21 protein-coding genes and 1 pseudogene are annotated in these 24,638 nt (G+C 71.8%); 12 read left to right on the top strand and 10 right to left on the bottom strand.

The window, feature by feature from the left end; translation table 11 throughout:
* From EEJ42_RS45985 to EEJ42_RS45975, 3 genes and pseudogenes are all read right to left on the bottom strand, one after another.
* Positions 1-213, bottom strand: a pseudogene (locus EEJ42_RS45985) (futalosine hydrolase); the annotation flags it as partial.
* Positions 214-262: 49 nt separating this feature from the next.
* Positions 263-769 (bottom strand): hypothetical protein, encoded by a 507-nt coding sequence (locus tag EEJ42_RS45980; protein ID WP_123108085.1) that lies wholly within the window; start codon positions 767-769, stop codon positions 263-265.
* A gap of 67 nt (positions 770-836) precedes the next feature.
* Positions 837-2,411 (bottom strand): MFS transporter, encoded by a 1,575-nt coding sequence (locus tag EEJ42_RS45975; protein ID WP_123108084.1) that lies wholly within the window; start codon positions 2,409-2,411, stop codon positions 837-839.
* 401 nt (positions 2,412-2,812) lie between these two features.
* On the opposite strand from EEJ42_RS45975, the gene EEJ42_RS45970 reads away from it, so the two are divergent.
* Complete coding sequence (locus EEJ42_RS45970; protein WP_123108083.1) at positions 2,813-3,724, top strand: DUF3027 domain-containing protein; 912 nt, start codon at positions 2,813-2,815, stop codon at positions 3,722-3,724.
* Between the two features lie 297 nt (positions 3,725-4,021).
* Positions 4,022-7,333, top strand: coding sequence for a sacsin N-terminal ATP-binding-like domain-containing protein (locus EEJ42_RS45965; protein ID WP_123108089.1), 3,312 nt, complete (start codon positions 4,022-4,024; stop codon positions 7,331-7,333).
* A 130-nt stretch (positions 7,334-7,463) separates the two neighbouring features.
* Here EEJ42_RS45965 and EEJ42_RS45960 read toward each other — a convergent pair whose 3' ends face one another.
* A complete protein-coding gene (locus EEJ42_RS45960) occupies positions 7,464-8,282 on the bottom strand; it encodes an SAM-dependent methyltransferase (RefSeq protein ID WP_184503591.1) in 819 nt (272 codons plus the stop codon).
* Between the two features lie 194 nt (positions 8,283-8,476).
* Here EEJ42_RS45960 and EEJ42_RS45955 point away from each other — a divergent pair, with 194 nt between their 5' ends.
* Positions 8,477-9,241: a calcium-binding protein gene (locus tag EEJ42_RS45955; protein ID WP_123108088.1), complete on the top strand. Its 765-nt coding sequence runs from the start codon at positions 8,477-8,479 to the stop codon at positions 9,239-9,241.
* Positions 9,242-9,269: 28 nt separating this feature from the next.
* Here the strand turns inward: EEJ42_RS45955 and EEJ42_RS45950 are convergent, their stop codons facing one another.
* Positions 9,270-9,527 (bottom strand): DUF2530 domain-containing protein, encoded by a 258-nt coding sequence (locus EEJ42_RS45950; RefSeq protein WP_123108081.1) that lies wholly within the window; start codon positions 9,525-9,527, stop codon positions 9,270-9,272.
* Between the two features lie 193 nt (positions 9,528-9,720).
* Here EEJ42_RS45950 and EEJ42_RS45945 point away from each other — a divergent pair, with 193 nt between their 5' ends.
* From EEJ42_RS45945 to thpR, 4 genes are all read left to right on the top strand, one after another.
* The gene (locus EEJ42_RS45945) at positions 9,721-11,193 is read left to right on the top strand and encodes an NCS2 family permease (RefSeq protein WP_123108080.1); all 1,473 of its coding nucleotides are present in this window, start codon (positions 9,721-9,723) and stop codon (positions 11,191-11,193) included.
* A gap of 105 nt (positions 11,194-11,298) precedes the next feature.
* A complete protein-coding gene (locus EEJ42_RS45940; protein ID WP_123108079.1) occupies positions 11,299-11,763 on the top strand; it encodes a MarR family winged helix-turn-helix transcriptional regulator in 465 nt (154 codons plus the stop codon).
* Between the two features lie 32 nt (positions 11,764-11,795).
* On the top strand, positions 11,796-13,163 hold the full coding sequence (locus EEJ42_RS45935; RefSeq protein WP_123108078.1) for an MFS transporter: 1,368 nt from the start codon (positions 11,796-11,798) through the stop codon (positions 13,161-13,163).
* 56 nt (positions 13,164-13,219) lie between these two features.
* A complete protein-coding gene (thpR, locus tag EEJ42_RS45930; RefSeq protein ID WP_123108077.1) occupies positions 13,220-13,783 on the top strand; it encodes an RNA 2',3'-cyclic phosphodiesterase in 564 nt (187 codons plus the stop codon).
* Positions 13,784-13,996: 213 nt separating this feature from the next.
* On the opposite strand, the gene EEJ42_RS45925 is transcribed toward thpR, so the two are convergent.
* Entirely contained in the window at positions 13,997-14,998 is a 1,002-nt protein-coding gene (locus EEJ42_RS45925; RefSeq protein WP_123108076.1) for an aldo/keto reductase, read from the bottom strand.
* A gap of 154 nt (positions 14,999-15,152) precedes the next feature.
* A complete protein-coding gene (locus EEJ42_RS45920; protein WP_246097864.1) occupies positions 15,153-15,656 on the bottom strand; it encodes a hypothetical protein in 504 nt (167 codons plus the stop codon).
* Between the two features lie 321 nt (positions 15,657-15,977).
* On the opposite strand from EEJ42_RS45920, the gene EEJ42_RS45915 reads away from it, so the two are divergent.
* Positions 15,978-17,006, top strand: coding sequence for an esterase-like activity of phytase family protein (locus tag EEJ42_RS45915; protein ID WP_123108074.1), 1,029 nt, complete (start codon positions 15,978-15,980; stop codon positions 17,004-17,006).
* 63 nt (positions 17,007-17,069) lie between these two features.
* Here EEJ42_RS45915 and serC read toward each other — a convergent pair whose 3' ends face one another.
* Entirely contained in the window at positions 17,070-18,188 is a 1,119-nt protein-coding gene (gene serC, locus EEJ42_RS45910; RefSeq protein ID WP_123108073.1) for a phosphoserine transaminase, read from the bottom strand.
* A gap of 200 nt (positions 18,189-18,388) precedes the next feature.
* Here serC and EEJ42_RS45905 point away from each other — a divergent pair, with 200 nt between their 5' ends.
* From EEJ42_RS45905 to EEJ42_RS45895, 3 genes are all read left to right on the top strand, one after another.
* Positions 18,389-21,220: an FAD-binding and (Fe-S)-binding domain-containing protein gene (locus EEJ42_RS45905; protein WP_123108087.1), complete on the top strand. Its 2,832-nt coding sequence runs from the start codon at positions 18,389-18,391 to the stop codon at positions 21,218-21,220.
* A 276-nt stretch (positions 21,221-21,496) separates the two neighbouring features.
* On the top strand, positions 21,497-22,084 hold the full coding sequence (locus EEJ42_RS45900; RefSeq protein WP_148082233.1) for a hypothetical protein: 588 nt from the start codon (positions 21,497-21,499) through the stop codon (positions 22,082-22,084).
* A 27-nt stretch (positions 22,085-22,111) separates the two neighbouring features.
* The gene (locus tag EEJ42_RS45895) at positions 22,112-22,846 is read left to right on the top strand and encodes a hypothetical protein (RefSeq protein WP_123108071.1); all 735 of its coding nucleotides are present in this window, start codon (positions 22,112-22,114) and stop codon (positions 22,844-22,846) included.
* Between the two features lie 118 nt (positions 22,847-22,964).
* Here EEJ42_RS45895 and EEJ42_RS45890 read toward each other — a convergent pair whose 3' ends face one another.
* The gene (locus EEJ42_RS45890) at positions 22,965-23,591 is read right to left on the bottom strand and encodes a hypothetical protein (protein WP_123108070.1); all 627 of its coding nucleotides are present in this window, start codon (positions 23,589-23,591) and stop codon (positions 22,965-22,967) included.
* Between the two features lie 118 nt (positions 23,592-23,709).
* Complete coding sequence (locus tag EEJ42_RS45885; protein WP_425473079.1) at positions 23,710-23,856, bottom strand: hypothetical protein; 147 nt, start codon at positions 23,854-23,856, stop codon at positions 23,710-23,712.
* Positions 23,857-24,311: 455 nt separating this feature from the next.
* Between EEJ42_RS45885 and EEJ42_RS45880 the strand changes: the two genes are divergently transcribed.
* A partial coding sequence (locus EEJ42_RS45880; protein ID WP_123108086.1) for a maleylpyruvate isomerase N-terminal domain-containing protein occupies positions 24,312-24,638 on the top strand: 327 nt, incomplete at its 3' end.

Raw genomic sequence — 24,638 nt, 5'->3', positions numbered from 1 at the left:
GGTCAGCGCGGTGGCGGTTCCGGCCGCCGCGGCGGCCGGGCCGACCCCGGCGGCCAGCACATCGACGGTGAGCGGCGGCCCGTCGGGGCCGCCCGTCCGCAGCCGGTGCAGCACCCTGCCGGGCACGGCGACTTCGGCGGCGTCGGCCGCACCGCATCCGCGGACGACGGCGTCCCGTTCCGCGGGCACGGCGGTGACGATCAGTACGCGCATCAGCGCCTCCCGGCTGTCGTGCCGCGGACCGAGTGCACGGGGCGTGAGGTCAGCTGTCCCGTTCCAGCTTGAAGCGCCAGATGCCCTTCACGCCCTGGGTGCCGTCGCCGAGCTGGGCGACGGTGACGGTGACGCTCTTGGACATGGTGGTCTGCCCGGTCTGCGGGTTCTGCTGCGCGAAGAGCGTGTCGCTGTCGAAGCTGCGGTACGTCTCCTTGCTGGGCTCGGCCATGACCGGGTTGTTGGCGATCAGGCCCCAGTTGGATTCGGCGATCTCCGGGTCCACTCCGATCCGCACCTTGTCACCGGCGCCCACCTTGATGGTGTCGGCGGGCTTGGCGGCCAGGCACTTCTTGAACGTGCCCGAGCCGAGGTTCTTCCCGTCGCCGAAGCAGCCCTTGCTCGCCTCCGCCGTCACGGTGCTCGAACCGACCGTCACCGTCGCGAGCGGAGTCGGCTTGTCGCAGGCGGAGAGGGCGATGAGCCCGAGGGCAACGGCGCAGGCGGCGGTGGTGGCCCTGCGGCCCTTGCCCCTGGAAAACAGCGCAGCGGTCATGCGGGCAGGCTATCGGGCCCTTCCCGCCGCCCGGCGCCGGGGTGGCGGATCGGCGACGCCCGAGGCGTCACGCCACCCGCGGACGGGCTGCGGTGTGCCGGGCCGCGGACAGCAGCCCCCGGACGCTCAGGGCCACGCCCAGCGCGATCATCGTCGCCGCGGCCGCCATGCCCACCACCCCGCTCAGGGGCAGCGAGATGCCCACCGCGCCGCCGACCACCCACGCGATCTGGAGCGTGGTCTCGGAGCGGGAGAACGCCGACGTACGGACCTCCTCCGGGACGTCCCGCTGGATCAGCGCGTCCAGCGACAGCTTGCCCAGCGCCATCGAGATGCCCGCGGTGGCGGCCACCGCGGTGACCGTCGCCGCGCCGTACAGCACCGCCGAGAAGACGATCACGCCGAGGGCCGAGGTCAGCACCACCGCGATGATCCGCTCCGGGCCGCGCGCCCGCAGCCAGGCGCCGATCGCCGTGCCCAGCGCGTTGCCGCCGCCCGCCGCGACCACGACCAGGCCGAGCGAGAGCTCGGGGGACAGCCCGCCCACCGGATGCTCGCGGAGCAGGAAGGCGAGGTAGAGGGTGAGGAAGCCGGACAGCGACTTCAGCGAGGCGCAGGCCTGGAGGGCGTGCAGCACGGACGGGCCGACCGTCCGCAGCCCGGGCTTCCGGCCGCCGCCCCCGCCCGAGCCCCGACCCAATCCCCCGCCCAACCCCCCGGCGAACCAGCGGCCGAACCGCCCGCCGTCCGGGCCAGGGTTCGGGGCGGCGGGCGGGGTCGGGGTCGGCTTGGGGTCGGCGACCGTCACCACGTCGGGCGCCGTCGTGGGCACGGTCGTCGGCCCCGCCGCGCGGTGCCAGGGCGCGCGGTGGCCGGAGGGTCGGTGCCCGGCCGTGCGGTGCCCGAAGTGGTGCTCGCCCGACGTCAGCCGCGCCTTGGCCTCGCCCTTCGCCGAATCCACCTTGTGCGGCAGCGTGAAGGACAGGAACGCCCCGCCCATGAAGACCACGAACGCCCCGTACAGCGGCCAGCCCGGCCCAAGCTGGTGCAGCCCGGCGCCCAGCGGGGCCGCCGCCCCGGTCGCCAGCAGCCCGGCCAGGGTCACCCGGGAGTTGGCCTTGACCAGCGAGAAGCGGGGCGGCAGCAGCCGCGGCACGACGGCCGATCTGACGACCCCGTACGCCTTGGACGCCACCAGCACGCCCAGCGCCGCCGGATACAGTTCGAGGTCGCCGCCCGCCACCGCGCCCGCCATGGTCAGCGCGAGCAGCGCGCGGGTCAGCATCGCGCCCGCCATCGCCGCGCGGCGGCCGTGCGGGATCCGGTCCAGCAGCGGGCCGACCACGGGCGCGAGAACGGCGAACGGGGCCAGGGTGATCGCCAGATAGAGGGCGACCCGGCCGCGCGCCTCGTCCGTCGGCACCGAGAAGAAGACCGTCGAGGCGAGCGCGACCGTGATCAGCATGTCACCGGCCGAGTTGACCGCGTGCAGCTCGATCAGCTTGCCGAGCCCGGACTCGCCCGCCCCGTGGGCGTGGGTGGCCCGCCGGATGCCGCGGCCGGTCGCGGTGAACGGCACATGGAGTGCGCGGCCGAGCAGGCGGCCCGATCGTCTGACCGGGCCGTCCTCGTGGAACCGCATGCCTGCCACCCGACCATGGTGCCGCCAAGCTGCCCGCAACGTGAGACCTACGACGGCTTTCCGGTTATGACGTCTTGTTCTCTCACCCGCACAACCCCCTTCTGGCCAGCGAAAACGACCATCCGGCGGGTGTGTCCACGAACGCCGGACACGAGACGGGGGTGGGGGCGGCGCGGCCGGACAAGGTAGCGTGCGTTACGCGCCATCCACGGTCGTTCCTGGCCATGCGCCGAGTCGCCATCCCGCAGAATGGGACGTACAAGGTGCGCCCGAGGTCGGATCGGGTGCGGACGTCGACGCGGTCCCACGGTCCGCTCCGTCCGCAGTCCCGCCGTCCGGCCGTGCGGCTGGCGCACTCGTCAAACGACGGCTGAGACGGCGTGGAAGAGAGAATCGATCCTGTGAGTGCTGCGATGCGGAGCCGTACCCCCGACCGCCTGTGCGCCGAGGCGGTCGAACTCGCCCGCGAGGCGGCGGCGGAAGCGGCCCGTCCGGGGACGGTCGGCGAGCACGTGGGGGCGATCGCCGAGGGCGACCGCGTCGTCACGCATTTCTTCGAGAGCGCCGAGCCGGGCTATCGCGGCTGGCGCTGGGCGGTCACCGTCACCCGCGCCTCCCGCGCGAAGATCGTCACCCTGGCGGAGACGGTGCTGCTCCCCGGCCCCGACGCGCTGCTCGCCCCCGAGTGGGTGCCGTGGAGCGAGCGGCTGCGCCCCGGCGACATGGGACCGGGCGATCTGCTCCCCACCGAGGCCGAGGACCTGCGCCTCGAGCCCGGCTTCACGGGCGAGGACGCCCCGCCGCCCAACTCCGTCGTCTCCGAGGAGATGGAGCAGCTCGCGGCGGTGGAGGAGGCCGACGTGACGGCCGGTCCGCCGTCCGGCCAGCCGGCCGCGCCCGGCACCATCGCGGCCCTCGCCGAGGAGCTGGGCATGCGCCGCGCCCGGGTGCTCTCCCGCTACGGGCTGCACATTGCCGCCGACCGCTGGGACGAGGCGTACGGCGCCAAGACCTCGATGGCGCAGGCGGCCCCCGGCACCTGCGTGACCTGCGGTTTCCTGATGCCCATCGCGGGCTCGCTGAAGCAGGCGTTCGGCGTGTGCGCCAATGAGTTCAGCCCGGCGGACGGCCGGGTGGTCTCCCTGGCGTACGGTTGCGGCGCCCACTCCGAGGCGGCCGTCATGCCCAAGCCCCCGCGCCCGGCCGAGCCGGTGATCGACGAGACGCTCGTCGAGCCGATGCCCCTGCACCCGGACCGCACCGGCGGCTCGGTGGAGCCGGACGCCCCGGCGGAGGAACTGGGCCACTCCTGAGGCCCCCGGGCGCGGAAGCGCCCCGGCTCGCCCCGGCTCGCCCCGGCTCGCCCCGGCTCGCCCCGGCACGTCCCCCGGCGGGCCGCACCCGCCGTGCTGTTCGTGCCCGCCGCACGGGCATACCGCCTGCCCCGCAGCACACCGTCGCGGGCGCGGGGCCGCACCCCCGCGGTCCCGCCCTCGCCGGGGAGGGCGGGACGCGTGCCCGCCCCGGATAGGGGTACGTTCGCGGTCTAGCAATGTGGAATGTGGCGGCACACCCACAGGACCCGGAGGCGATACGTGAGCAGCACGGCGATGGTGCGAGGCGCGACCGAGGACGCGGACCCCTTCGGGACCGCGCGGCTGCGGCGCGGCGTGCTGGACGCCTGGGCCGCGTCGCCCGCCCGCTTCCGCGAGGACGCCAACGCGGAGGAGGACCTCGCGCTCGGCGGCCACCGCGACCGGCTGGTCGTGGAGCTGGCCCAGAACGCGGCCGACGCCGCCGCCCGCCTCGGCGTACCCGGGCGGCTGCGGCTGACGCTGCGCCCGGCGACCGACGGCGAACCGGCCGTGCTGGTCGCCGCCAACACCGGCGCCCCGCTGGACGCCGCCGGGGCCGAGTCGCTGTCCACGCTGCGCGCGTCGGCCAAGCGGGACGAGGACCCCGGGCGGGCCGTGGGCCGGTTCGGCGTGGGCTTCGCGGCGGTGCTCGCGGTGAGCGACGAGCCCGCGGTGGTGGGCCGTTCGGGCGGGGTGCGCTGGTCGCTGGCGGAGGCCCGCGAACTGGCCCACAAGGCGGCGCTGCGCAGCCCCGGCCTCGCCGACGAGCTGCGCCGCCGCGACGGTCACGTACCGCTGCTGCGGCTGCCGCTGCCCGCGGAGGGCACCGCGCCGGAGGGGTACGACACGGTCGTGGTGCTGCCGCTGCGCGACGGCGCCGCGCTGGACGTCGCGGAGCGGCTGCTCGCGGCGGTCGACGACGCGCTGCTGCTGACCCTGCCGGGGCTGGCCGAGGTCGTGGTCGAGACGGCCGAGGGGACGCGGACGCTGCGGCGCTCCGAGGAGGGCCCGTACGCGGTCATCGAGGACGTGCGCGGCGAGGACGGGGGCGACAAGGAGCGCCGTACGACCCGCTGGCGCACCGAGCGCGCGAGCGGGCACCTGGACCCGGAACTGCTCGCCGACCGCCCGGTGGAGGAGCGGCTGCGCCCGGTGTGGTCGGTGACCTGGGCGGTGCCGGTGGACGCCGAGGGCGCGCCGGTGCGGCCCGCGACGGCGCCGGTCGTGCACGCGCCGACGCCGACCGACGAGCCGCTCGGGCTGCCCGCGCTGCTGATCGCCTCGTTCCCGCTGGAGCCCACCCGCCGCCACACCGCACCAGGACCGCTGACGGCCTTCCTGGTGGAGCGCGCGGCCGAGGCGTACGCGACGCTGCTGCGCGACTGGCACCCGGTGGGGACGGGCACGATCGACCTGGTCCCGGGCCCGCTGGGCAAGGGCGAGCTGGACGGGGAACTGCGGGCGCGGGTGCTGGAACGGCTGCCGCGGGTGCCGTTCCTGCCGAGCGCGGCCGTGCCGGACACCCTGGAGCCGGAGGCGGCGGCACCGGAGGCGGACGCGGGCTTCGGCTGGGACGACGCGATCCTCGCGCGCGGCACCTTCGAGGGCGAGCCGTACGCGCTGCGCCCCCGCGACGCGGAGATCGTGGAGGGCGCGGGCGCGGAGACCGTGGAGGTGCTGGCCGAGCTGTTCCCGACGCTGCTGCCCGCCGGTCTGGAGCGGCGGCAGGAGCTGCGGGCGCTGGACGTGGCCCGGCTGCCGCTGGGCGAGGTGATCGACCGGCTGGCGGGCGTCGAGCGCGCCCCGGCCTGGTGGCGGCGGCTGTACGACGCGCTGGCCGGTACCGACCCGGACCGGCTGAGCGGGCTGCCGGTGCCGCTGGCGGACGGCCGGACGACGATCGGTCCCCGGCAGGTGCTGCTGCCGCTGCCGGGAGACGTGGACGGCGGGGACGGCGGGACCGAAACGGACAAGAGCGAGGGCTCGGCGGGCGAGACCCACCGCACCCTGGCCCGCCTCGGCCTGAAGGTCGCGCATCCGGAGGCCGCGCATCCGCTGCTGGAGAAGCTGGGCGCGACCCCGGCCACCCCGCGCGCCGTGCTGAGGACCCCCCAGGTGCGGGCCGCCGTCGCGCATTCGCTGGAGGCGGAGGACGACTACGACCCGTTCGCGGAGGAGGGCGCGGCACTCGGCGGCGCCCTGGACCCGGACACCCTGGCCGACACCGTGCTCGGCCTCGTGCAGCAGGCCCGGCTGGCGCCCGGCGACGAGCCGTGGCTCGCCGCGCTCGCGCTGCCCGACGAGGACGGGGAGCTGGCGCCCGCCGGTGAACTGGTCTTCCCCGGCGGCGCCTTCGAGCAGGTGATGCGGGAGGGCGAGCTGGCCGCGTGCGACGCGGACCTCGCCGAGCGCTGGGGCGAGGAGCCGCTGGTCGCGGTCGGCGTGCTGGCCGGTTTCACCCTGGTACGGGCCACCGACGTGGTGCTGGACCCGGACGAACTGGAGCCGCGCGAGGGCGACTTCGCCGAGCCGGATGACGTCGGCGTGCTGGACGCCGTGGACGTGTGGTGCGAGGACGCGCTGGACCGGCTGCCGGAGACCCCGGTGCCGCCGGTGGCCACCGAGATCGTCGCCGTGCGCGACCTGGACCTGGTGGACGACGACGCCTGGCCGCGCGCCCTGGCCATGCTCGCCCAGCCGCCGCTGCGCGACGCCCTGACCGAACGGGTCCGGGTGCTGCTGCCGGACGGCACGACGGAGTCGGTGCGCTCGTACACCGCGTGGTGGCTGCGCGGCCACCCGGTGCTCGACGGCCGCCGCCCCGCCGGGCTGCGCGCGGCCGGGGGCGATCCGCTGCTGGCCGGGCTGTACGAGGCGGTGGACGCGGCCGGGTTCGAGGACGAGCAGGTGTTGCGGGCGCTCGGCGTGCGGACGTCCGTACCGGCGCTGCTGGACGAGCCGGGCGGCGCGGCCGAGCTGCTGGCGCGGCTGGCCGACCCGGACCGCCCGGTGACCCCGGCCCAGCTGCACGCGATCTACGGCCTGCTGGCCGACCTCGACCCCGAGCAGGTGACCCTGCCGGACGAGCTGCGCGCCGTGGTGGACGGCGAGCCGCGGGTGGTCGACGCGGACGGGGTGCTGGTCGCCGACGCGCCCGACCTGATGCCGCTGGCCGAGGCGGACGGCCGCGCCCTGTTGCCGGTGCGCCCGGCGCGGGCGGCGGAGCTGGCGGAGCTGTTCCAGGTGCGGCGGCTGAGCGAGGCGTACCCAGCTCCGGTGACCTCGCAGGGCGAGCCGCACGAGGTCCCGGCGGCGGTCCGCGAACTGCTGCCGGACGCGCCGCTGTCGTACGTCGAGCACGAGGAGCTGCTGATCGAGGGCGGCATCGAGCTGGACTGGCGCTATGTGAGCGGACCCGATGCCACCCTGCACGCCTCGACGGTGGAGGGCGTGGCGGCGGGTCTGTCCTGGGCCGCGGGCCACTGGTCCCGCCGCTTCGAGGTGGCGGCTCTCCTGGAGGACCTCACCCGCACCGAGGAGCTGGCCCGGGCCCGCTGGTTCGATTAACTCCTGGGACAACCGGGCCCGCACCGAGGACCCGGGCCCGCTGGCTCGATTAACTCCTGGGGCAACCTCACCCGCACCGAGGAGCTGGCCCGGGCCCGCTGGTTCGACTGGATACGCGTCTAGATACGCGTCACGGCTTGCGGGCCACGCCCGCGAAGATCCACAGGTCCAGGGCTTCCGCCGCGGCCCTGGCCTGTTCGCTCTCGGGGCGCCAGCGGTGCGGCATCACCACGCCGGGTTCGACCAGCTCCAGGCCGTCGAAGAACGGCAGGACCTCCTCGTGGGTGCGGCCCTGGACGTGGATGCCGCTGGCCCGGTAGAGCCGGGTGACCGCGTCGGAGATCTCGCTGCGGGGGTCGAGCCCGCCGTGGGAGAGGACCAGGTAGCTGCCGGGGGCCAGGGGCTCGACCAGCTGCCGCACGATGTCGTACGGCTTCTGTTCGTTCGCGATGAAGTGCATCACCGCGTTGAGCGACAGCGCGACCGGTTGGCTCAGGTCGAGGGTGTCGTGCAGCTCCTCGGCGGCCAGGATGGTCTGCGGGTCGGTGATGTCGGCGTGCATGTAGGCGGTGCGGCCCTCGGCGGTGGAGAGCAGCAGGGCCTGGGCGTAGGCCAGGACGATGGGGTCGTTGTCGACGTAGAGGACCCGGGCGTCCGGGGCGGCCTTCTGGGCTATCTGGTGCAGGTTGGGTTCGGTGGGGATGCCGGTGCCGATGTCGAGGAACTGCCGGATCCCCGCCTCGGTGGCGAGCCAGTGGGTCGCCCGGTGCATGAATGACCGGTTGGCGCGGGTCCACGGTTTGACGTCGGGCCAGACGGCCTCGACCTGCCGGGCGGCCTCGGTGTCGGCCGCGTAGTGGGTCTTGCCGCCCAGGAAGTAGTCGTACATGCGCGCCGAGTGGGGCTTGCTGGTGTCGATTTCGGCGGAGCGAAAACGGTGACCGGTCATACCGCGCATGTTACTGAGCGGTTGGGTCCAAGAGGTGACGTTCTCTCAGATTGCGCTTCCGTGAAGCTCCGATGATGTTGTGAAAACCCGGTGAAATTCGTACAGTTGCGCCACACTCGGCTCCATGTACGTGCCCGCGTCCATCTCGGCGCAGGTCAACGCGGTGGAGCCTCTTCATCTTGTGGGGGATGCACATGCGCAAGCGCATGACCTATGCCGTGCTCGCCACCGCGACCGCGGCGGCTCTCGGGGGGCTCGCCGCGCCGGCGGCGCAGGCGGACGGTTCCGGCGACACGAAGATCACCAAGGTGGCGGTGAGCGGCACCAACGTGGTCCTCGGCACCTCGGGCGCCAAGACCTTCACCGTCTCGGTGACGGCGCAGGACGACTCGGGCATCAAGGGTGCCGACCTGTACCTGGACGGCCCGTCGTACGGGTACGCGACCCCGACCGGCGCGGTGACGTGCGCAGCGGCGGCCGGTGACCCGACCACCTCGACCTGCAAGGCGACCTTCATCCTGGACCCGCAGGTCGACTTCATCGACAACAGCGTCGCGGGCCGGTGGTACGCCAACGTGTGGATCGACGCCAACGACGGCGACTACCTGAGCGCCGACAAGGCCGGGTCCTTCGCGGTGCAGCGCGCCTCGAAGCTGACCGTCAACGCCGCGCCGGAGCCGGTCAAGAAGGGCAAGACCATCACGGTCACCGGCGCCCTGACCCGCGCCAACTGGGAGACCAGCGCGTACGCGGGCTACACCGTCCAGCCGGTGAAGCTCGAGTTCCGGAAGGCGAACAGCTCCACCTACAGCGTCGTCAAGACGGTGAAGTCGGGCAGTGGCGGTGCGCTCAAGACGACCGTCAAGGCCGCCCAGGACGGCTGGTTCCGCTGGAACTTCGCGGGCACCAGCACGACCCCGCCGGTCAAGGCGGGCGGCGACTACGTGGATGTGAAGTAGCACACGGTACGAAAGCGCGGGGCGCGGTTCAGTCGGCGTCGCTCTCCGAGGAGCGCCGGATGGCCGCGTCCCGCGCCCGTACGTACCAGATGCCCAGCAATCCGAGTCCGCTGCCGGTCAGGCAGGTCCACAGCCACCACAGATGGCCGTGGTCGGCGTACCACCCGTAGAACGGGAGCTGGACGAGGAAGAGGACGAACCACACGATGGTGCCGCCGATGATGGTGGCGACGACATTGCCCTCCAAGGGTGCAGGCGCTTCGTGCCGGGGTGTCCACTTCGTCATGGGGTCAGCTTACGGGGGTGCTGGTCGGGACCTCGGGGGCGCGGTAGGCGTGGGAGCGCCGGGGCGGGGGCAGGCGGTTTGGCGATCCGCGATTTATATATTCATACTGAACCGTTCTGGGTCTGGGTGGAATGTCCTGTGTGATCCTCCAAGAGGCCCGCTTCCCGAAGTTCACCACCCCTGGGGTTCGTCCATGTCTCCCTCGGCCAGCGAGCCGGTCGATGCCGTACAGCAGGCACCGACACCGCCCATGAACCGTCCGTTCGTCGACAGGTTCTTCAAGATCAGCGAACGCGGTTCCTCCCCGTCCCGGGAGATCCGCGGTGGTCTGGCGACGTTCTTCGCGATGGCGTACATCATCGTGCTGAATCCGATCATCCTCGGCACGGGCGAGGACATGTACAAGAACCATCTGGACAACGGCCAGCTGGTCACCGCGACCGCCCTGATGGCGGGCCTGACCACGCTGCTCATGGGTGTCATCGGCAACGTCCCGATCGCCCTCGCCGCGGGCCTCGGCATCAACGCGGTCGTCTCGCTCCAGCTCGCCCCCAAGATGAGCTGGCCGGACGCGATGGGCATGGTGGTCCTCGCCGGTCTGGTGCTGATGATCCTCGTCGCCTCCGGACTGCGCCAGCGCGTGATGGACGCGATCCCTGGCGGGCTGCGGCGCGCGATCGCGATCGGCATCGGCCTGTTCATCACCCTGATCGGCCTGGTCGACTCCGGCTTCGTCACCCGTAATCCGGACGCGGCGCGCACCACCGTTCCGCTGGGCCTCGGCATCGAGGGCAAGCTCCAGGGCTGGCCGGTGCTGATCTTCGTGGTCGGTCTCGCGCTCACCTTCGTCCTGGTCGTCCGCAAGATCCGGGGCGCGATCCTCATCGGCATCGTGGTCATGACGCTGGCCGCGATCGCGATCAACGCCGTCACCTCCACTCCGAAGGCGAGCTGGGGCCTGACCGAGCCCATCGTGCCGGACACCCTGGTGGCGACCCCGGACTTCGGGCTCGTGGGTCAGGTCAGCCTGTTCGGCGGGTTCGAGAAGGTCGGCGTCCTGACCGGCTGCCTCTTCGTCTTCACCGTCCTGCTGTCCGGCTTCTTCGACGCGATGGGGACGATCATCGGCGTCGGCGAGGAGGCCGGGCTGACGGACGAGCGCGGCCAGCTGCCCGGCATGGGCCGGATCCTGATGGTGGACGGCGTCGCGGTCGCGGGCGGCGGCTTCGGCTCGGCGTCCGCGAACACCTGCTTCGTGGAGTCCACGGCGGGCGTCGGGGAGGGCGCGCGCACCGGTCTGGCCAACGTGGTGACCGGCGGGCTCTTCCTGCTCGCGCTGGTCTTCACCCCGCTCGCGAAGGTCGTCCCGTCGCAGGCCGCGACCCCGGCGCTGGTGGTCGTCGGCTTCATGATCATGGCGGCGAACGTCAAGGAGATCGACTGGAGCGACTCCACGATCGCGGTGCCCGCCTTCCTGACCATGATCGCGATGCCGTTCACGTACAGCATCACCAACGGCATCGGCCTCGGCGTGCTCTCGTACCTGCTGCTGCGCGTCGCGACCCGGCGGGTCCGGGACATCCCGTGGCTGCTGGCCGTCGTGGGGCTGTGCTTCCTGGTCTACTTCCTGCTGCACCCGATCGAGCAGGCGCTCGGCGTCGTGTGATCCGGTATGTCCTCGGCCGCTCACCCGTCACTCGCACGGGTGAGTGGCCGAGGACACCCGTATCGGGGTTTTCGTTAGGTGAGGTAATGAGTTATGCTAAAGACCATGCCGGATCCGTCCCGCCTTCCGTCGCCCGCGGCGGAAGCGCCCCTCGATGACGCGGCCGCTGTGAGCGCTCTGCGGTCGGCAGTGATGCGTCTGTCTCGACGGCTGAAGCACCAGCGCGTCGACGAGTCGCTGAGCCCCACGGAGATGTCGGTGCTGGGCACCCTCGCCGGGTGCGGCTCCGCCACCCCCGGTGAGCTGGCGCGCAAGGAGCACGTCCAGCCGCCGTCGATGACGCGCATCGTGGCGCTGCTGGAGGCCAAGGGACTGGTCAGGCTGGAGCCACACCAGGAGGACCGGCGACAGAAGGTCGTGTCGCCGACCGAGCGGGCCGAGGTCATGCTCGAACAGAGCCGGCGCAAGCGCAACGCCTGGCTGAGCGAATTGACCGGGCAGCTGTCCGAGGACGAGTGGGAGACGCTGCGCGCCGCCGCGCCCGTCCTGGAGAAGCTCGCGCGCATGTAGGAGAAGACCGAGCAGCCAGGAGGCGAACGAACTTGAGTACGGGACCCGGAGCAGACTCCGCACCCGCACCGAACACCGACTCCCCTTCCGCCGGGCCCACCGCGGCCTCCGCCAAGGGCGGAATGTTCCGTTCACTCAGGGTCCGCAACTACCGGCTCTTCGCGACCGGTGCCGTGATCTCCAACACCGGCACCTGGATGTCGCGCATCGCCCAGGACTGGCTGGTCCTCAGTCTCACCCACTCCTCCACCGCGGTCGGCATCACCACTGCGCTCCAGTTCCTGCCCATGCTGCTCTTCGGCCTGTACGGCGGCGTGATCGCCGACCGGTACCCCCGGCGGAAGCTGCTGCTGTTCACGCAGACCGCGCTCGGCCTGTGCGGTCTGGCCCTGGCCACCCTCACCCTGAGCGGACACGTCCAGGTCTGGCACGTCTACCTGATCGCGTTCCTGCTCGGCATGGTCACCGTCGTCGACAACCCGACCCGCCAGGTCTTCGTCAACGAGATGGTCGGCCCCCGCGACCTGCGCAACGCGGTCAGCCTCAACTCCGCGAACTTCCAGTCCGCCCGGCTCATCGGCCCCGCGGTCGCCGGTGTCCTGATCACCGCCGTCGGCAGCGGCTGGGCCTTCCTCATCAACGGCCTCTCCTTCGGTGCCCCGCTCGTCGGCCTGCTGCTGATGCGCACCAGTGAGCTGCACCCGGTCAAGCGCGCGCCGCGCGGCAAGGGCCAGCTGCGCGAGGGCCTGTCCTACGTCCGCAGCCACCCCGATCTGCTGTGGCCGATCGTCCTCGTCGGCTTCATCGGCACCTTCGGCTTCAACTTCCCGATCTGGCTGAGCGCCTTCGCCGACGACGTCTTCCACGCGGGACCCGGTACGTACGGCCTGCTCAACACCCTGATCGCGGCCGGTTCCGTCACCGGCGCCCTGCTCGCCGCCCGCCGCGTCACCACCCGCCGGCGGCTGCTGGTCGGCGCGGCGCTGCTGTTCGGCGTGCTGGAGGTGGCGGCCGCGGTGACCCCGTTCTTCTGGCTCTTCGCCGCGCTGATGGTGCCGGTCGGGATCTTCAGCCTGACCTTCAACGTCACGGCCAACTCCAGCGTCCAGCTCGCCACCGACCCCGAGATGCGCGGCCGGGTGATGAGCCTGTTCATGATGGTCTTCGTCGGCGGCACGCCCATCGGCGGCCCGCTGATCGGCTGGGTCACCGACACCTGGGGCGCCCGGGTCGGCTTCGCCTTCGGCGGGCTGATCTCCGCCGCCGCCGCGGTCGGGGTGGGCCTGATGCTGGCCCGCGCGGGCGGCCTGCGGCTCAAGGTGGCCTGGCGCCGGGGCCATCCGCACGTGGCCTTCGTCCCGAGGGTGCAGACGGAGGAACGGCTCGCTCCGGCGGCGTGACAGCGGTTCGAGCGTGACACCGATGCGAGCGTGACCCCCGATGAGAGCGTGACACGATGCGACTCTTCGCCGCCGTCCTGCCCCCCGAACCGGCCCTGACCGAGCTGGGGGCGTACGTCGACGCACTGCACCGGCTCCCCGGCGCGGACACCCTCCGCTGGACCGAGCGCCCCGGCTGGCACCTCACCCTCGCCTTCTACGGCGAGGTCACCGACGACGTCCGCCCCGAGCTGGACATCCGGCTGGCCCGCGCCGCCCATCGCCACCGCCCCCACGAGGTGCGGCTGGCGGGCGGCGGCCGGTTCGCCGACCGTGCCCTCTGGGCGGGGGTGGAGGGCGATCACACCGCCCTGCGGCGGCTCGCCGACTCCGTCGACGCGGGGGCCCGCCGGGCCGGGATCGCCATGGACCAGCACCGCCCGTACCACCCCCACCTCACCGTGGCGCGCAACCGCTCCGCGACCCGCCTCGCGCCGTTCGCCGAGGGCCTCACCGGCTTCGCGGGCCGCGCCTGGACCGTGCGGGAACTGAGCCTGGTCCGCAGCCATCCCCCGACCCCCGGGGTGCCCGGGGCGCAGCCGCGGTACGAGGTGGTGGCGGCCTGGCCGCTGGGCGGCTGAGGGGCCCGGCTAACCTCGGAGTGTGAATCCGAAGACCCGAAACATGATCATGAGTGGTGCCCTGGTGATGATCCTCGTCGTGGTGGCCGTCGCGGCCGCCTTCGGAGGATGAGCCGCCGGGGCGACCCGAGCAGGCAGGGGGTGTGACCGCACACGGTCACACCCCCTCCGTACGAGCCCTCCGTACTGCCAGTCCTGCCAGGACGGGCAGGGTTACCAGGCGAACGCCTCCGGCGTCGGCCCCGGGCCCGGGAAGATCTCGTCCAGCGCGCCCAGCACCTCGTCGCTCAGCGTCAGCTCGGACGCCCGCACCGCCGAGGCCAGCTGCTCGGCCGTGCGCGGACCCACGATGGGCCCGGTGACCCCGGGCCGGGTCAGCAGCCACGCCAGGGCCACCTCGCCGGGCTCAAGACCGTGCTTGTCGAGCAGGTCCTCGTAGGCCTGGATCTGCTCGCGCACCGCCGTGTTCTTCAGCGCGTCGGCGGCCCGTCCGCCCGCGGTGCGGGCACCGGCGCCGCCCTCCCGCTCCTTGCGGATCGCGCCGCCGAGCAGCCCGCCGTGCAGCGGGGACCAGGGGATGATGCCGAGGCCGTACTCCTGCGCGGCCGGGATGACGTCCATCTCGGCGCGCCGCTCGGCCAGGTTGTACAGGCACTGCTCGCTGACCAGGCCGTACGAATTCCGGCGCCGCGCCGTCTCGTTGGCCTGGGCGATGTGCCAGCCCGCGTGGTTGGAGGACCCGACGTAGAGGATCTTGCCCTGCTGGACGAGGACGTCGATGGCCTGCCAGATCTCGTCCCACGGGGTCGCGCGGTCGACGTGGTGGAACTGGTAGAGGTCGATGTAGTCGGTGCCCAGCCGCTTCAGGCTCGCGTCCACGGCCCGGCGGATGTTGAGCGCCGAGAGCTTGTCGGTGTTGGGCCAGGGCCGCTCACCGTCGGCGGCCATGTTGCCGTACACCTTGGTGGCGATGACGGTCTTCTCGCGCCGTCCGCCGCCCTTGCCGAACCAGCTTCCGACGATCTCCTCGGTGCGGCCCTTGTTCTCGCCCCAGCCGTACACATTGGCGGTGTCGAAGAAGTTGATGCCCGCGTCGAGCGCGGCATCCATGATCGAGTGACTGTCGGCCTCATCCGTCTGCGGGCCGAAGTTCATGGTGCCGAGGACCAGTCGGCTGACCTTGAGGCCCGTGCGTCCGAGCTGCGTGTACTCCATGGGACCAGCCAATCCCTTGGAGTGCGCTCTAATCAAGGGCCTCGGGCGGCCCCGCTGCGGTCCCCTTGTTTCCGGAAAACCCGGAGGCCCGCTTTTTGGCCCCCCGTCGCGGTCAAAAAGCGGGCTACCGGAATCTCCGGAATGCGGGGTGTTCTCAGCGTCCGGAGCGGGCCTTCAGGAATCCGAGGACACCGAAGACCAGAATCATCAGCGCACCGATCAGGGCGATGTAGATTCCGGGGCCGGGAGTGAGGTCGTACAGCTTCGCTGCCTGCTCGGCCGCCTTTTCGGCGACCTTCGCGGACACGCCTTCCTCATCCTGGAGCTTCTGGGCGAGCAGGCGCTCGGGGGACGCCATGTTGATGGCGAGGATGATCGCGGTGGCGAGCCCGGTGGCCGCGCCGATCAGGTAGACCACCCCCTTCTTGGTGGCCAGGGCGGCGAGCATGAGCACCGCTCCGACCAGGGCGATGATCAGCGTGATGATGCCGTCGCCGTCGATGCCCTTGACGCCCCCGTCGGCGCCGTCCGAGGTGGACACCACCCAGTTCACACAGGAGCCGGCCAGTGCGATGACCGCACCGACGGCCCCGAGCACCGCGAACTTCTTCGGCGGTGCGGCCGCCGCGCCTCCGCCCGGGGTGCCGGCGGAATGCATCGGCGGTGGCGCTGTTTGCGCATAAGAGGAATGGCTGTATTCGCTCATGGGTAGAGACGGTAGAGGCGGCCTTTCTGGAAAGCAATGCCCCCGCCCGCTATGCCGTCAATGCCCGATAAATTTCCGCCGCATGTAATCCCGGGATGGATTCAAATAATCTGCGGGTTATTTAAGCGACTCCGTCGCCACGAATGATTTACGTACGTTATCCGTCCGTGATTCAGAAGGGGCGAAGACGGGGGCCGACCCCGCCCGCGCAACCCGCCCCCGCGCGGCCGTAACGCGCCGTCCGTGCCCCGCCGGGATGGCAGGCTTGGGCCCATGCGTCCGCTTCCGTACGTCCTCGGTGCCGCCGTGCTGGCGGCCCTGCCCGTCGCCCTCTCCGCTCCGGCGGTGGCCGACGACTCGTCCCCGTCCTCGTTCACGATCGAGGACCCCCGCATCACCGAGTCCAGCGGGCTCGCCGCGAGCCGGGCCCATCCCGGGGTCTACTGGACGCACAACGACAGCTCGGACGGGGCGTACGTCTACGCCGTCGACAGCAAGACCGGAAAGACGGTCGCCCGGGTCGAACTGCGCGGCATAGGCCGCCCCCGGGACGTGGAGGCGATCTCGATAGGCCCCGACGGCAATGTGTACGTCGGCGACATCGGCGACAACCTCGGCGGCACCTGGCCCCACGTATGGATCTACCGCTTCCCCGAGCCCAAGGTGCTGAAGGACACCACGGTCACCGCCACCCAGTTCACCGTGAAGTACCAGGGCGGGGCGCGCGACGCCGAGGCGATGATGGTCCACCCGAAGACCGGCCGGGTCTACATCGCCAGCAAGAGCGACGACGACCCCGGGCTGTACGAGGCGCCCGCCACGCTCTCCGCCCAGGGCACCAATGTCTTCCGCCGGGTCGCCGACCTCGACATGGAGGTCACCGACGGCGCGTTCGCGCCGGACGGCAGCCGCCTGGTGCTCCGCGGCTACTTCACGGCCTCCGAGTACCGCTGGACGAACGGCAAGCCGCAGGGACTGAAGGAGCTGAAGGACGAGCCGGGGCTGCCGCTCCAGCGCCAGGGCGAGTCGGTGACCTTCACCCCGGACGGCGGCACGCTCATGTACGGGACCGAGGGCCCGGGCAGCAAGGTCACCGCGGTCGACCTCGGCGGGGAACTGCTGCCGGACGCGACCGCGAAGCAGCAGAAGAAGGACGGCGACTACTCCTCGCGCCCCGACGGCAAGCAGAGCGCCGACGAGGACGAGAAGAACCGCACCCTGCTGAAGGGCGCGCTCACCTTCGGCGCCGCGATGGCCCTGTTCCTGGGGCTGCGGCGGCTGATCCGCCGCCGCCCGGAGTAGAGGTACGCGGAAAGGGCCCGGGGCGATTGCCCCGGGCCCTCTTCCGTTTCGGCTACGCGATGCTCACAGGTGCTCGATGACGTAGTCCACGCAGGCGGTCAGCGCCTCGACGTCGGCCGGGTCCACGGCCGGGAACATCGCCACCCGCAGCTGGTTGCGGCCCAGCTTCCGGTACGGGTCGGTGTCCACGATCCCGTTGGCGCGCAGCACCTTGGCGATCGCGGCGGCGTCGATCGCCTCGTCGAAGTCGATCGTGCCGATGACCTGCGACCGCTTGGCCGGGTCGGTGACGAACGGGGTGGCGTGCTTGGACTCCTCGGCCCAGCCGTACAGGGTGCGCGAGGAGGTGGCGGTGCGCCGCACGGCCCAGTCCAGGCCGCCCTGCCCGTTGATCCACTCCAGCTGGTCGTTGAGCAGGAAGAGGGTCGCGAGCGCCGGGGTGTTGTACGTCTGGTTCTTCAGCGAGTTGTCGATCGCGGTCGGCAGCGAGAAGAACTCCGGGACGTGGCGGCCGGACCCGTGGATCCGGGCGGCGCGCTCCAGCGCGGCGGGGGAGAAGACCCCGATCCACAGCCCGCCGTCCGAGGCGAAGGACTTCTGCGGCGCGAAGTAGTAGACGTCCGTCTCGGCGATGTCCACGGGCAGACCGCCCGCGCCGGACGTGGCGTCGACCAGCACCAGCGACCCGTCGTCGGCCCCGGCCACCCGCTGGATGGGCATCGCGACACCGGTCGAGGTCTCGTTGTGGGTGAAGGCGTAGACGTCCGCGCCCGCCTCGGCCCGCGGCTCCGGGTGGGTGCCGGGGTCGGAGGAGATCACGGTCGGCTCGTCCAGCCACGGCGCGAGCTTGGCCGCCTTCGCGAACTTCGACGAGAACTCGCCGAAGGTCAGGTGCTGGGACTTGTTGTCGATGAGGCCGTGCGTCGCCACGTCCCAGAAGGCGGTGGAACCGCCGTTGCCGAGGACGACCTCGTAGCCCTCGGGGAGCTGGAACAGTTCGCGCACGCCGTCGCGCACCTTGCCGACCAGGTTCTTGACCGGGGCCTGTCGGTGGGAGGTGCCCAGCAGGGAGCTGCCGGTCGCGGCGAGGGCGTCGAGCGCCTCGGTGCGCACCTTGGAGGGGCCTGCGCCGAAGCGACCGTCGGCGGGCTTGATGTCTTCGGGAATCCGGATCTCAGCCACGCCCGCAGCCTAATCCGTCCCAACCCGGCATTCAGCGGGGAGTCCATCGCTTGAGACGATCCGTCCACGGACGGGGACAGTGAGCACGGTCATGTTGACACCGAGGCACCGGCGGGCCCCGTCCACAGTGATCCATGATCACGTCGTTGAAGCACAGTGTGAACATTCTCATCGGGCCCCTCCCCGTGGACCATGGGGACATGGCAGAGCACGAGGCAGAGGCAGACGAACTGGAGCAGGCGCTGCGCCGAGCCGTCCATGGGGACGTCTCCTTCGACGCGGCGAGCCGGGCCCTGATGACCATGGACGCGTCGAACTACCGGCGCGTGCCGACCGGTGTCGTCGCCCCGCGCGACGCGGACGACGTGACGGCGGCGCTGGCCGTCTGCCGGGAGCACGGGGTGCCGGTGGTGGCGCGCGGCGCCGGTACGTCCATCGCCGGGCAGGCCACCGGGCTCGGCGTCGTCCTCGACTTCACCCGCCACATGCGGTCCATCCGGTCCTTGGACCCGGAGCGGCGCACCGCCGTCGTCCAGCCCGGCGTCATCCTCGACGACCTGCGGTCCGCAGCGGGCGCCCACGGTCTGACCTTCGGCCCCGACCCGTCCACCCACAGCCGCTGCACCCTCGGCGGCATGATCGGCAACAACTCGTGCGGCTCCCACTCGGTGGCCTGGGGCACCACCGCCGACAACGTCCACGCGCTGGACGTCGTGACGTACGGCGGGGAGCGGGTCCGCGCCGCCCAGGGGCTCGACGCGCTCCCCGCCCGGCTCCGCGACGGCATGCGCTCCCTCGCCGGTGAGCATCTGGCGCTGCTGCGCACCGGCTTCCCCGACCTGCCCCGCCGCATCTCCGGCTACGCCCTGGACGAGCTGCTCCCCGAGAAGAACGCCGACGTGGCCCGCGCCCTCACCGGCAGCGAGGGCACGCTCGGCGTGCTCACCGAGGCGACCGTACGGCTCGTCGAGGCGCCCGCCGCCCGCGCGCTCGCCGTGCTCGGCTACCCCGACGAGTCCGCGGCGGCCGAGGCCGCCCACACCCTGCTGCCGTACGGACCGCTCACCGTCGAGGGCATGGCCGCCGACCTGGTCGCGGGCGCGTCGGGGCTGCCCAAGGGCGGCGCCTGGCTGTTCGTGGAGGTCGGCGGCACCGGGCGCGAGGAGGCGTACGCCCGCGCGGAGGAGATAGCGCGCGCCGCCGCGCACGCCACCACCGACCACACCGTGGTCGCCGACCCGGCCGGGCAGCGCGCGCTCTGGCGGGTCCGCGAGGACGCCTCCGGCACCGCCACCCGGATGCCGGACGGCAGCGAGGCGTGGCCCGGCTGGGAGGACTGCGCGGTACCGCCCGCCCGCCTCGGCGCCTACCTCCGCGACTTCCGCGCCCTGATGGCCCAGCACGGCCTGCGCGGCACCCCGTACGGGCACTTCGGCGACGGCTGCATCCACGTCCGCATCGACTTCGACCTGATGCGCGAGGCCGGGGTGCGGGTCTTCCGCGACTTCTCCACCGACCTCGCCGACCTCGTCGTCACCCACGGCGGCTCGCTCTCCGGCGAACACGGCGACGGCCTGGCCCGCGCCGAGCTGCTGCCCCGCATGTACGGGGACGAGATGGTCGGGCTCTTCCACCGCTTCAAGGACCTGTGGGACCCCGCGAACGGCCTCAACCCCGGCGTCCTCGCCCGCCCCCGCCGCCTCGACCAGGACCTCCGCTTCGACGTCCTCCCGCGGCGGCCGGTGGACGTCGAGTTCGGCTACCCGCACGACGGCGGCGACTTCTCGGCCGCCGTACGGCGCTGCGTCGGCGTCGCCAAGTGCCGCAACGAATCGGTGTCCGGCGCGAGCGTGATGTGCCCCTCGTACCGCGCCACCGGCGAGGAACAGCACTCCACCCGCGGCCGCGCCCGGCTGCTGCACGAGATGCTCGCGGGCGAGGTGGTGCGCGACGGCTGGCGCTCGGAGGAGGTACGGGACGCGCTCGACCTGTGCCTGTCCTGCAAGGGCTGCCGCAGCGACTGCCCGGTCGGGGTGGACATGGCCACGTACAAGGCCGAGTTCCTGCACCACCACTACGAGGGCCGGGTGCGCCCGGCCGGCCACTACTCGATGGGCTGGCTGCCGGTGTGGCTACGGGCCGCTGCCCGTCTTCGAGCGGCCCCCGTGGCCAACGCAGCCTCAGGGATCGGCTTCCTCTCCTCCCTGGCGAAGCGCGCGGGCGGCATCGCCCCGGAACGCGACATCCCCGAGCTGGCCCGCGAACCCTTCACCCGCTGGTGGCGCGGCCACGCCCGTACGGTGGCCGACTCCCCGGAGACGGCCCGGACGGTCGTGTTGTGGCCCGACACCTTCACCAACTACCTGTCCCCCTCGGTAGGCCAGGCCGCGGTGCGCGTACTCGAATCGGCGGGCCTCCGCGTCGTCGTACCCCCCAAACCCGTCTGCTGCGGCCTGACCTGGGTCTCGACCGGCCAGCTCGACCGCGCCCGTAGGGTCATGCGGCGCACCCTCGACGTCATGGCCCCGGCCCTGGACGCCGGGCTGCCCGTCGTCGGCCTCGAACCCAGCTGCACGGCCGCCCTCCGCACCGACCTCCCCGAACTCCTCGGCTCCGACGACCCCCGCGCCGCCCGCCTCGCCTCATCCGTGCAGACCTTCGCCCAGGCCCTGGAGACCCACGCCCCCGACTGGCAGCCCCCCAGGGTCGACCGCCCGGTCGTCGGCCAGACCCACTGCCACCAGCACGCCGTCCTCGGCGACGCCGCCGACCGCCGCCTCCGCGAACGCGCGGGCCTCACCGGCGAGCTGAGCGGCGGCTGCTGCGGCCTCGCGGGCAACTTCGGCTTCGAGGCGGGCCATTACGACGTCTCGGTGGCCTGCGCCGAAGACCAGCTGCTGCCGTCCGTACGCGCCGCGGACGAGAACGCCGAAGTCCTCGCCGACGGCTTCTCCTGCCGCACCCAACTCGACCACCTCACCGACCGCCCCGCCCGCCACCTCGCCGAACTCCTGGCGGAGCGGCTGCGTTAGTCCGGGGCTCGGCCTGCCGTCCCTGCGATCGCAAGGCGGAGGGTCGTCCCGGTACTGAGTTGAACCGGGGCGACCCCGACTACGCGGCGAGCGTGCGTGCCAGACCCCGCGAGGTAGGCGGTCCACCCAACCACCGCGACACGCCAAGGAATTGGGGTTGAAGGGGGAGCGCCCTTTGATGTTCCAATGGCTCCTACGGAACGGTGGACCTGGCACTCCTCCGCTTGTTCCGTCGACCACTGAGAGTGCCGCGAAAACGTCCAGGGGGAAGACTGCATGACGTTTGCTCGTAAGACCGTAGGAATCACTCTTGCCGCGACAGTTCTGATGCCTCTCTCCGCCCACGCGGCGACAGCGGATCCGGGGCCGTCCAAAGCCGTCGTTCTCTCCAATGCCGAGTTCGCTCGCCTGTACGGGGAGAAGGCGCTGACGAAGCCGGTCGGAGCGGCGGTCAGCCCACTGCGGGGCCGGACGGCGACCACGTCTGAATCTGTCACGGCTCACGCATGGCACACCAACAAATTCAACAGCCGCGACGTACACGGGCGAGAGATCCCGACTCGATGGGGAAACAGCAAGCTCGGCTGGAACCACTTCTCCGGCCCCCACAACATCCACAACGAGAAGGTCGTCAAGGCGGCATACAACGAGCACCCCGAGGCCAGCAAGGGCTACCGTAAGGAGTTCGGTGCCGTGGTACTCAAGGACGGACACACGGTTGCCAAGATCAGGGTGATTTCCTGGTGGCACTGGCAGACCAAGGACCACCGTTACAAGCTGCCAGGGCACAGGGGCAAGATCGGTACGATCACCGCCTTCTGCCAGGGCGTCAACCGTTGCCCTGACGTCGTGAACACCGTCTGACTCGCACTCCCAAGGAGATCGATCACCGTGGTTGAGGACGACTCCATCGCCGACAGCACCCCGCGCGACGTTCTCCTGGGGAGCCTGCTGGGGAGGCTGCGAGAGTTCGTGGCCTCCCCCTTGACGCCGGGTTCGCATGTGCTGCGGGGGCTGCTCCCACCGACAGAAATGGATCGCGGTGCGAGAGTCGTCTTGTGGGACGGCCAAGACCTTGGCTCCACGTACGCCCTGGAGATCCCGCTGCTCGACGATGACGGCGAGGAAATCCCCCACGATAATTTCATCGCCGCACTACGCTCGTGCATCGGTCAGCGCGAGGCTCTCGGCCCGCCCTTCCCCGACGAAGTATTCCCGGTGCCTGTACTCGACGCCCGGCGTCACTTCCTCAATATCGTCGATGCCCCGCCCCTCACCTTGGCGGATGCTGTATACCTACCGCTGCTTTCCCTCGGCTCGGCGAACGGCCCGGCGCCCCTTTCTGAAGACGTGGAAGAGGAAGCAGGTGAGGTGGAATGGCGCCTCCTCGGCTTCATGCTCGTCGACGAGCGGTACGCCCGGTACTACGTCAGATGGACAGAAACCGGCGATGTCTGGGGGCTCGACTTCTGTATGCGCGACGAGGCGGGGAAGGTCGACTCACGCGGTGGGACCGCCGACATGATCTTCCCGGCGCTGGCATCGTCCCACGACCTCGAACGATTCCATCGACCGGTCTCCGATAACCGCTGCCAGGCCGTATTCGACCTGACCACTTGGTGCTGACTCCGTTCGGCGGCTGCCGAATCGCGCTCCCGCTTCCGCCGAACCGTCCACCAGCCAGGGCAGGCCTGCCGCGGGGGAGGCGCCTGAGGCGGCTCCCCCGCCGCGGTGGGGCTGGCGGTTACTGATGGGCGCTGATCACGCCGCCGGAGCTGAGCACGATGGAGCTGCCGTTGGCGTCGAGACCGGCGTCCTTCTCGTTGGCCTCGATCGTGGCGGCCTTGCCCTCGTGGCCGAAGATCTCCGCGCGGTAGTGGAGTTCGCCGACCTTCGTGACCTTGGCCGTCCAACCGCCCGCGAGCTTGAACGTGCCCGGCCCCTGGTGTTCGCCGCCCATCCAGGAGCGGACCTCGCCGCCCGCCGTGAGCACGACGTACATGCCGTTGGCGTCGAGACCGGCGTCGCGCTCGTTCGCCTCCAGCGTGGCCAGGACGTCACCGTCGTTGACGATCTTGAGGCGGTAGTGCAGGTCGCCGAGCTCGTAGATCTCGGCCGTGCTGCCGTCCACCAGTTTCTGGGTGCGGGACGGCGACGCCGCCTTGCCCGCCTTGCCTGCTTTGTTGTCGACCTTGGCGTCGGAGCCCTGCGCTCCGGAGGAGGCGGACTCGGTGGAGGCCGCGGGCTTCGGGTCGGCGGTGTCCGAGCCGGAGCAGGCGGTCAGGCTGAGACCGGCGGCGGCGATCAGGGCCGCGGCGGCAACGCGCAGGGTGCGGCGGCGAGCGGTGCGGACAGTGGTGTTGGAGCTCATTTCGGGTCCCCCCGGGCAGTCGGTGTCGTTGTCTCCTCGGTACGACAACCACTCTGGTCGGGGCCGCTACCGCAGGACTGCCGCCCCGCTAACCTCCGGCTAACGCGGGTGTGGGCAGTCACGACAGCTCCGCCGCCTCCGAGGGCGCAGGATGGCCACCCGGTTCGGCGTCGTCCCCGTCGTCGTACGCGGGCAGGCGCTCGCCCCGGCTCTCGGCGACTCGTAGGACATCGCGTAGCGCCTCGGTGAGCCGGGCTGCCAGCAAGCGCAGTTCCCCGGCGCTTGCCTTTCGGTCGTCGAGTAAGGCGCAGGGCAGTTCCCGCCGGGGTTCCAGGTGACTTGGTGAACACGGCACGGCTCCTGGCGACGGCGGCCGAGTGAGCGAGTCGCAGAGCGTCCGTAGCGATATCGGGCTCGTTGTCCCGCACCGCGGCGGCGGACGCGCGCAGCAGCAGCCAACCCCAAGCGCTCAGTGACCGTTGTCGGGCATCCGGAACCCCCTTCTGGCCGCGACACGATGAACGGTACCCCTGGGCAAGCCTGCGGAAATCCAGACCGGTTACCCCGGAGCGGTACTCGGGTTTCATCCCCCACGCCGTGGTAGCCGACCCGTCCGCCAAAAATCATGCAAGCACGCTTGATTGTTTTGTGCCGCGCTGCCACGCTCACTCCCAACGCCCCGCACACCCCGCACCGTCGCATCACGACCGGGAGTCCCGCGTGTCCGATACGGAAGCCCTGCTTGGCGATCTGCGCGCCGAGAGCGAGGAGTTGGACGGTCTGGTGGCCGGGCTGCCCGCCGAAGAATGGCGTACGCCCACGCCTGCCGTCGGGTGGACCATCGCGCACCAGATCGCCCACCTCGCCTGGACCGACGCGCGGGCGGTGCAGGCGGCCGAGGACCCGGAGGGGTTCGCCGAGGAGGTGCGGAGGGCCTTTGCCGCGCCGGAGCGGTTCGTGGACGAGGGCGCGGAGCGCGGCGCGGCCGAGCCGCCCGCCGCGCTGCTGGAGCGGTGGCGGGAGGGGCGGGAGCGGCTGGCGCGGGTG

The sequence above is a fragment of the Streptomyces botrytidirepellens genome (assembly GCF_003721215.1).
Taxonomy (GTDB): Bacteria; Actinomycetota; Actinomycetes; order Streptomycetales; family Streptomycetaceae; genus Streptomyces; species Streptomyces himastatinicus.
This window is presented reverse-complemented; position numbering and strand designations above follow the sequence as displayed.

What these genes read in the sequence shown, in the direction of transcription:
- EEJ42_RS45905 (WP_123108087.1), top strand. Translation starts at nt 18,389, where the DNA reads ATGGCAGAGCACGAGGCAGAGGCAGACGAACTGGAGCAGGCGCTGCGC.
- EEJ42_RS45900 (WP_148082233.1), top strand. Translation starts at nt 21,497, where the DNA reads ATGACGTTTGCTCGTAAGACCGTAGGAATCACTCTTGCCGCGACAGTT.
- EEJ42_RS45965 (WP_123108089.1), top strand. Translation starts at nt 4,022, where the DNA reads ATGGTGCGAGGCGCGACCGAGGACGCGGACCCCTTCGGGACCGCGCGG.
- EEJ42_RS45960 (WP_184503591.1), bottom strand. Translation starts at nt 8,282, where the DNA reads ATGACCGGTCACCGTTTTCGCTCCGCCGAAATCGACACCAGCAAGCCC.
- EEJ42_RS45945 (WP_123108080.1), top strand. Translation starts at nt 9,721, where the DNA reads ATGTCTCCCTCGGCCAGCGAGCCGGTCGATGCCGTACAGCAGGCACCG.
- EEJ42_RS45980 (WP_123108085.1), bottom strand. Translation starts at nt 769, where the DNA reads ATGACCGCTGCGCTGTTTTCCAGGGGCAAGGGCCGCAGGGCCACCACC.
- EEJ42_RS45920 (WP_246097864.1), bottom strand. Translation starts at nt 15,656, where the DNA reads ATGCATTCCGCCGGCACCCCGGGCGGAGGCGCGGCGGCCGCACCGCCG.
- EEJ42_RS45950 (WP_123108081.1), bottom strand. Translation starts at nt 9,527, where the DNA reads ATGACGAAGTGGACACCCCGGCACGAAGCGCCTGCACCCTTGGAGGGC.
- EEJ42_RS45915 (WP_123108074.1), top strand. Translation starts at nt 15,978, where the DNA reads ATGCGTCCGCTTCCGTACGTCCTCGGTGCCGCCGTGCTGGCGGCCCTG.
- EEJ42_RS45925 (WP_123108076.1), bottom strand. Translation starts at nt 14,998, where the DNA reads ATGGAGTACACGCAGCTCGGACGCACGGGCCTCAAGGTCAGCCGACTG.
- EEJ42_RS45955 (WP_123108088.1), top strand. Translation starts at nt 8,477, where the DNA reads ATGCGCAAGCGCATGACCTATGCCGTGCTCGCCACCGCGACCGCGGCG.
- thpR (WP_123108077.1), top strand. Translation starts at nt 13,220, where the DNA reads ATGCGACTCTTCGCCGCCGTCCTGCCCCCCGAACCGGCCCTGACCGAG.
- EEJ42_RS45975 (WP_123108084.1), bottom strand. Translation starts at nt 2,411, where the DNA reads ATGCGGTTCCACGAGGACGGCCCGGTCAGACGATCGGGCCGCCTGCTC.
- EEJ42_RS45890 (WP_123108070.1), bottom strand. Translation starts at nt 23,591, where the DNA reads ATGAGCTCCAACACCACTGTCCGCACCGCTCGCCGCCGCACCCTGCGC.
- EEJ42_RS45940 (WP_123108079.1), top strand. Translation starts at nt 11,299, where the DNA reads ATGCCGGATCCGTCCCGCCTTCCGTCGCCCGCGGCGGAAGCGCCCCTC.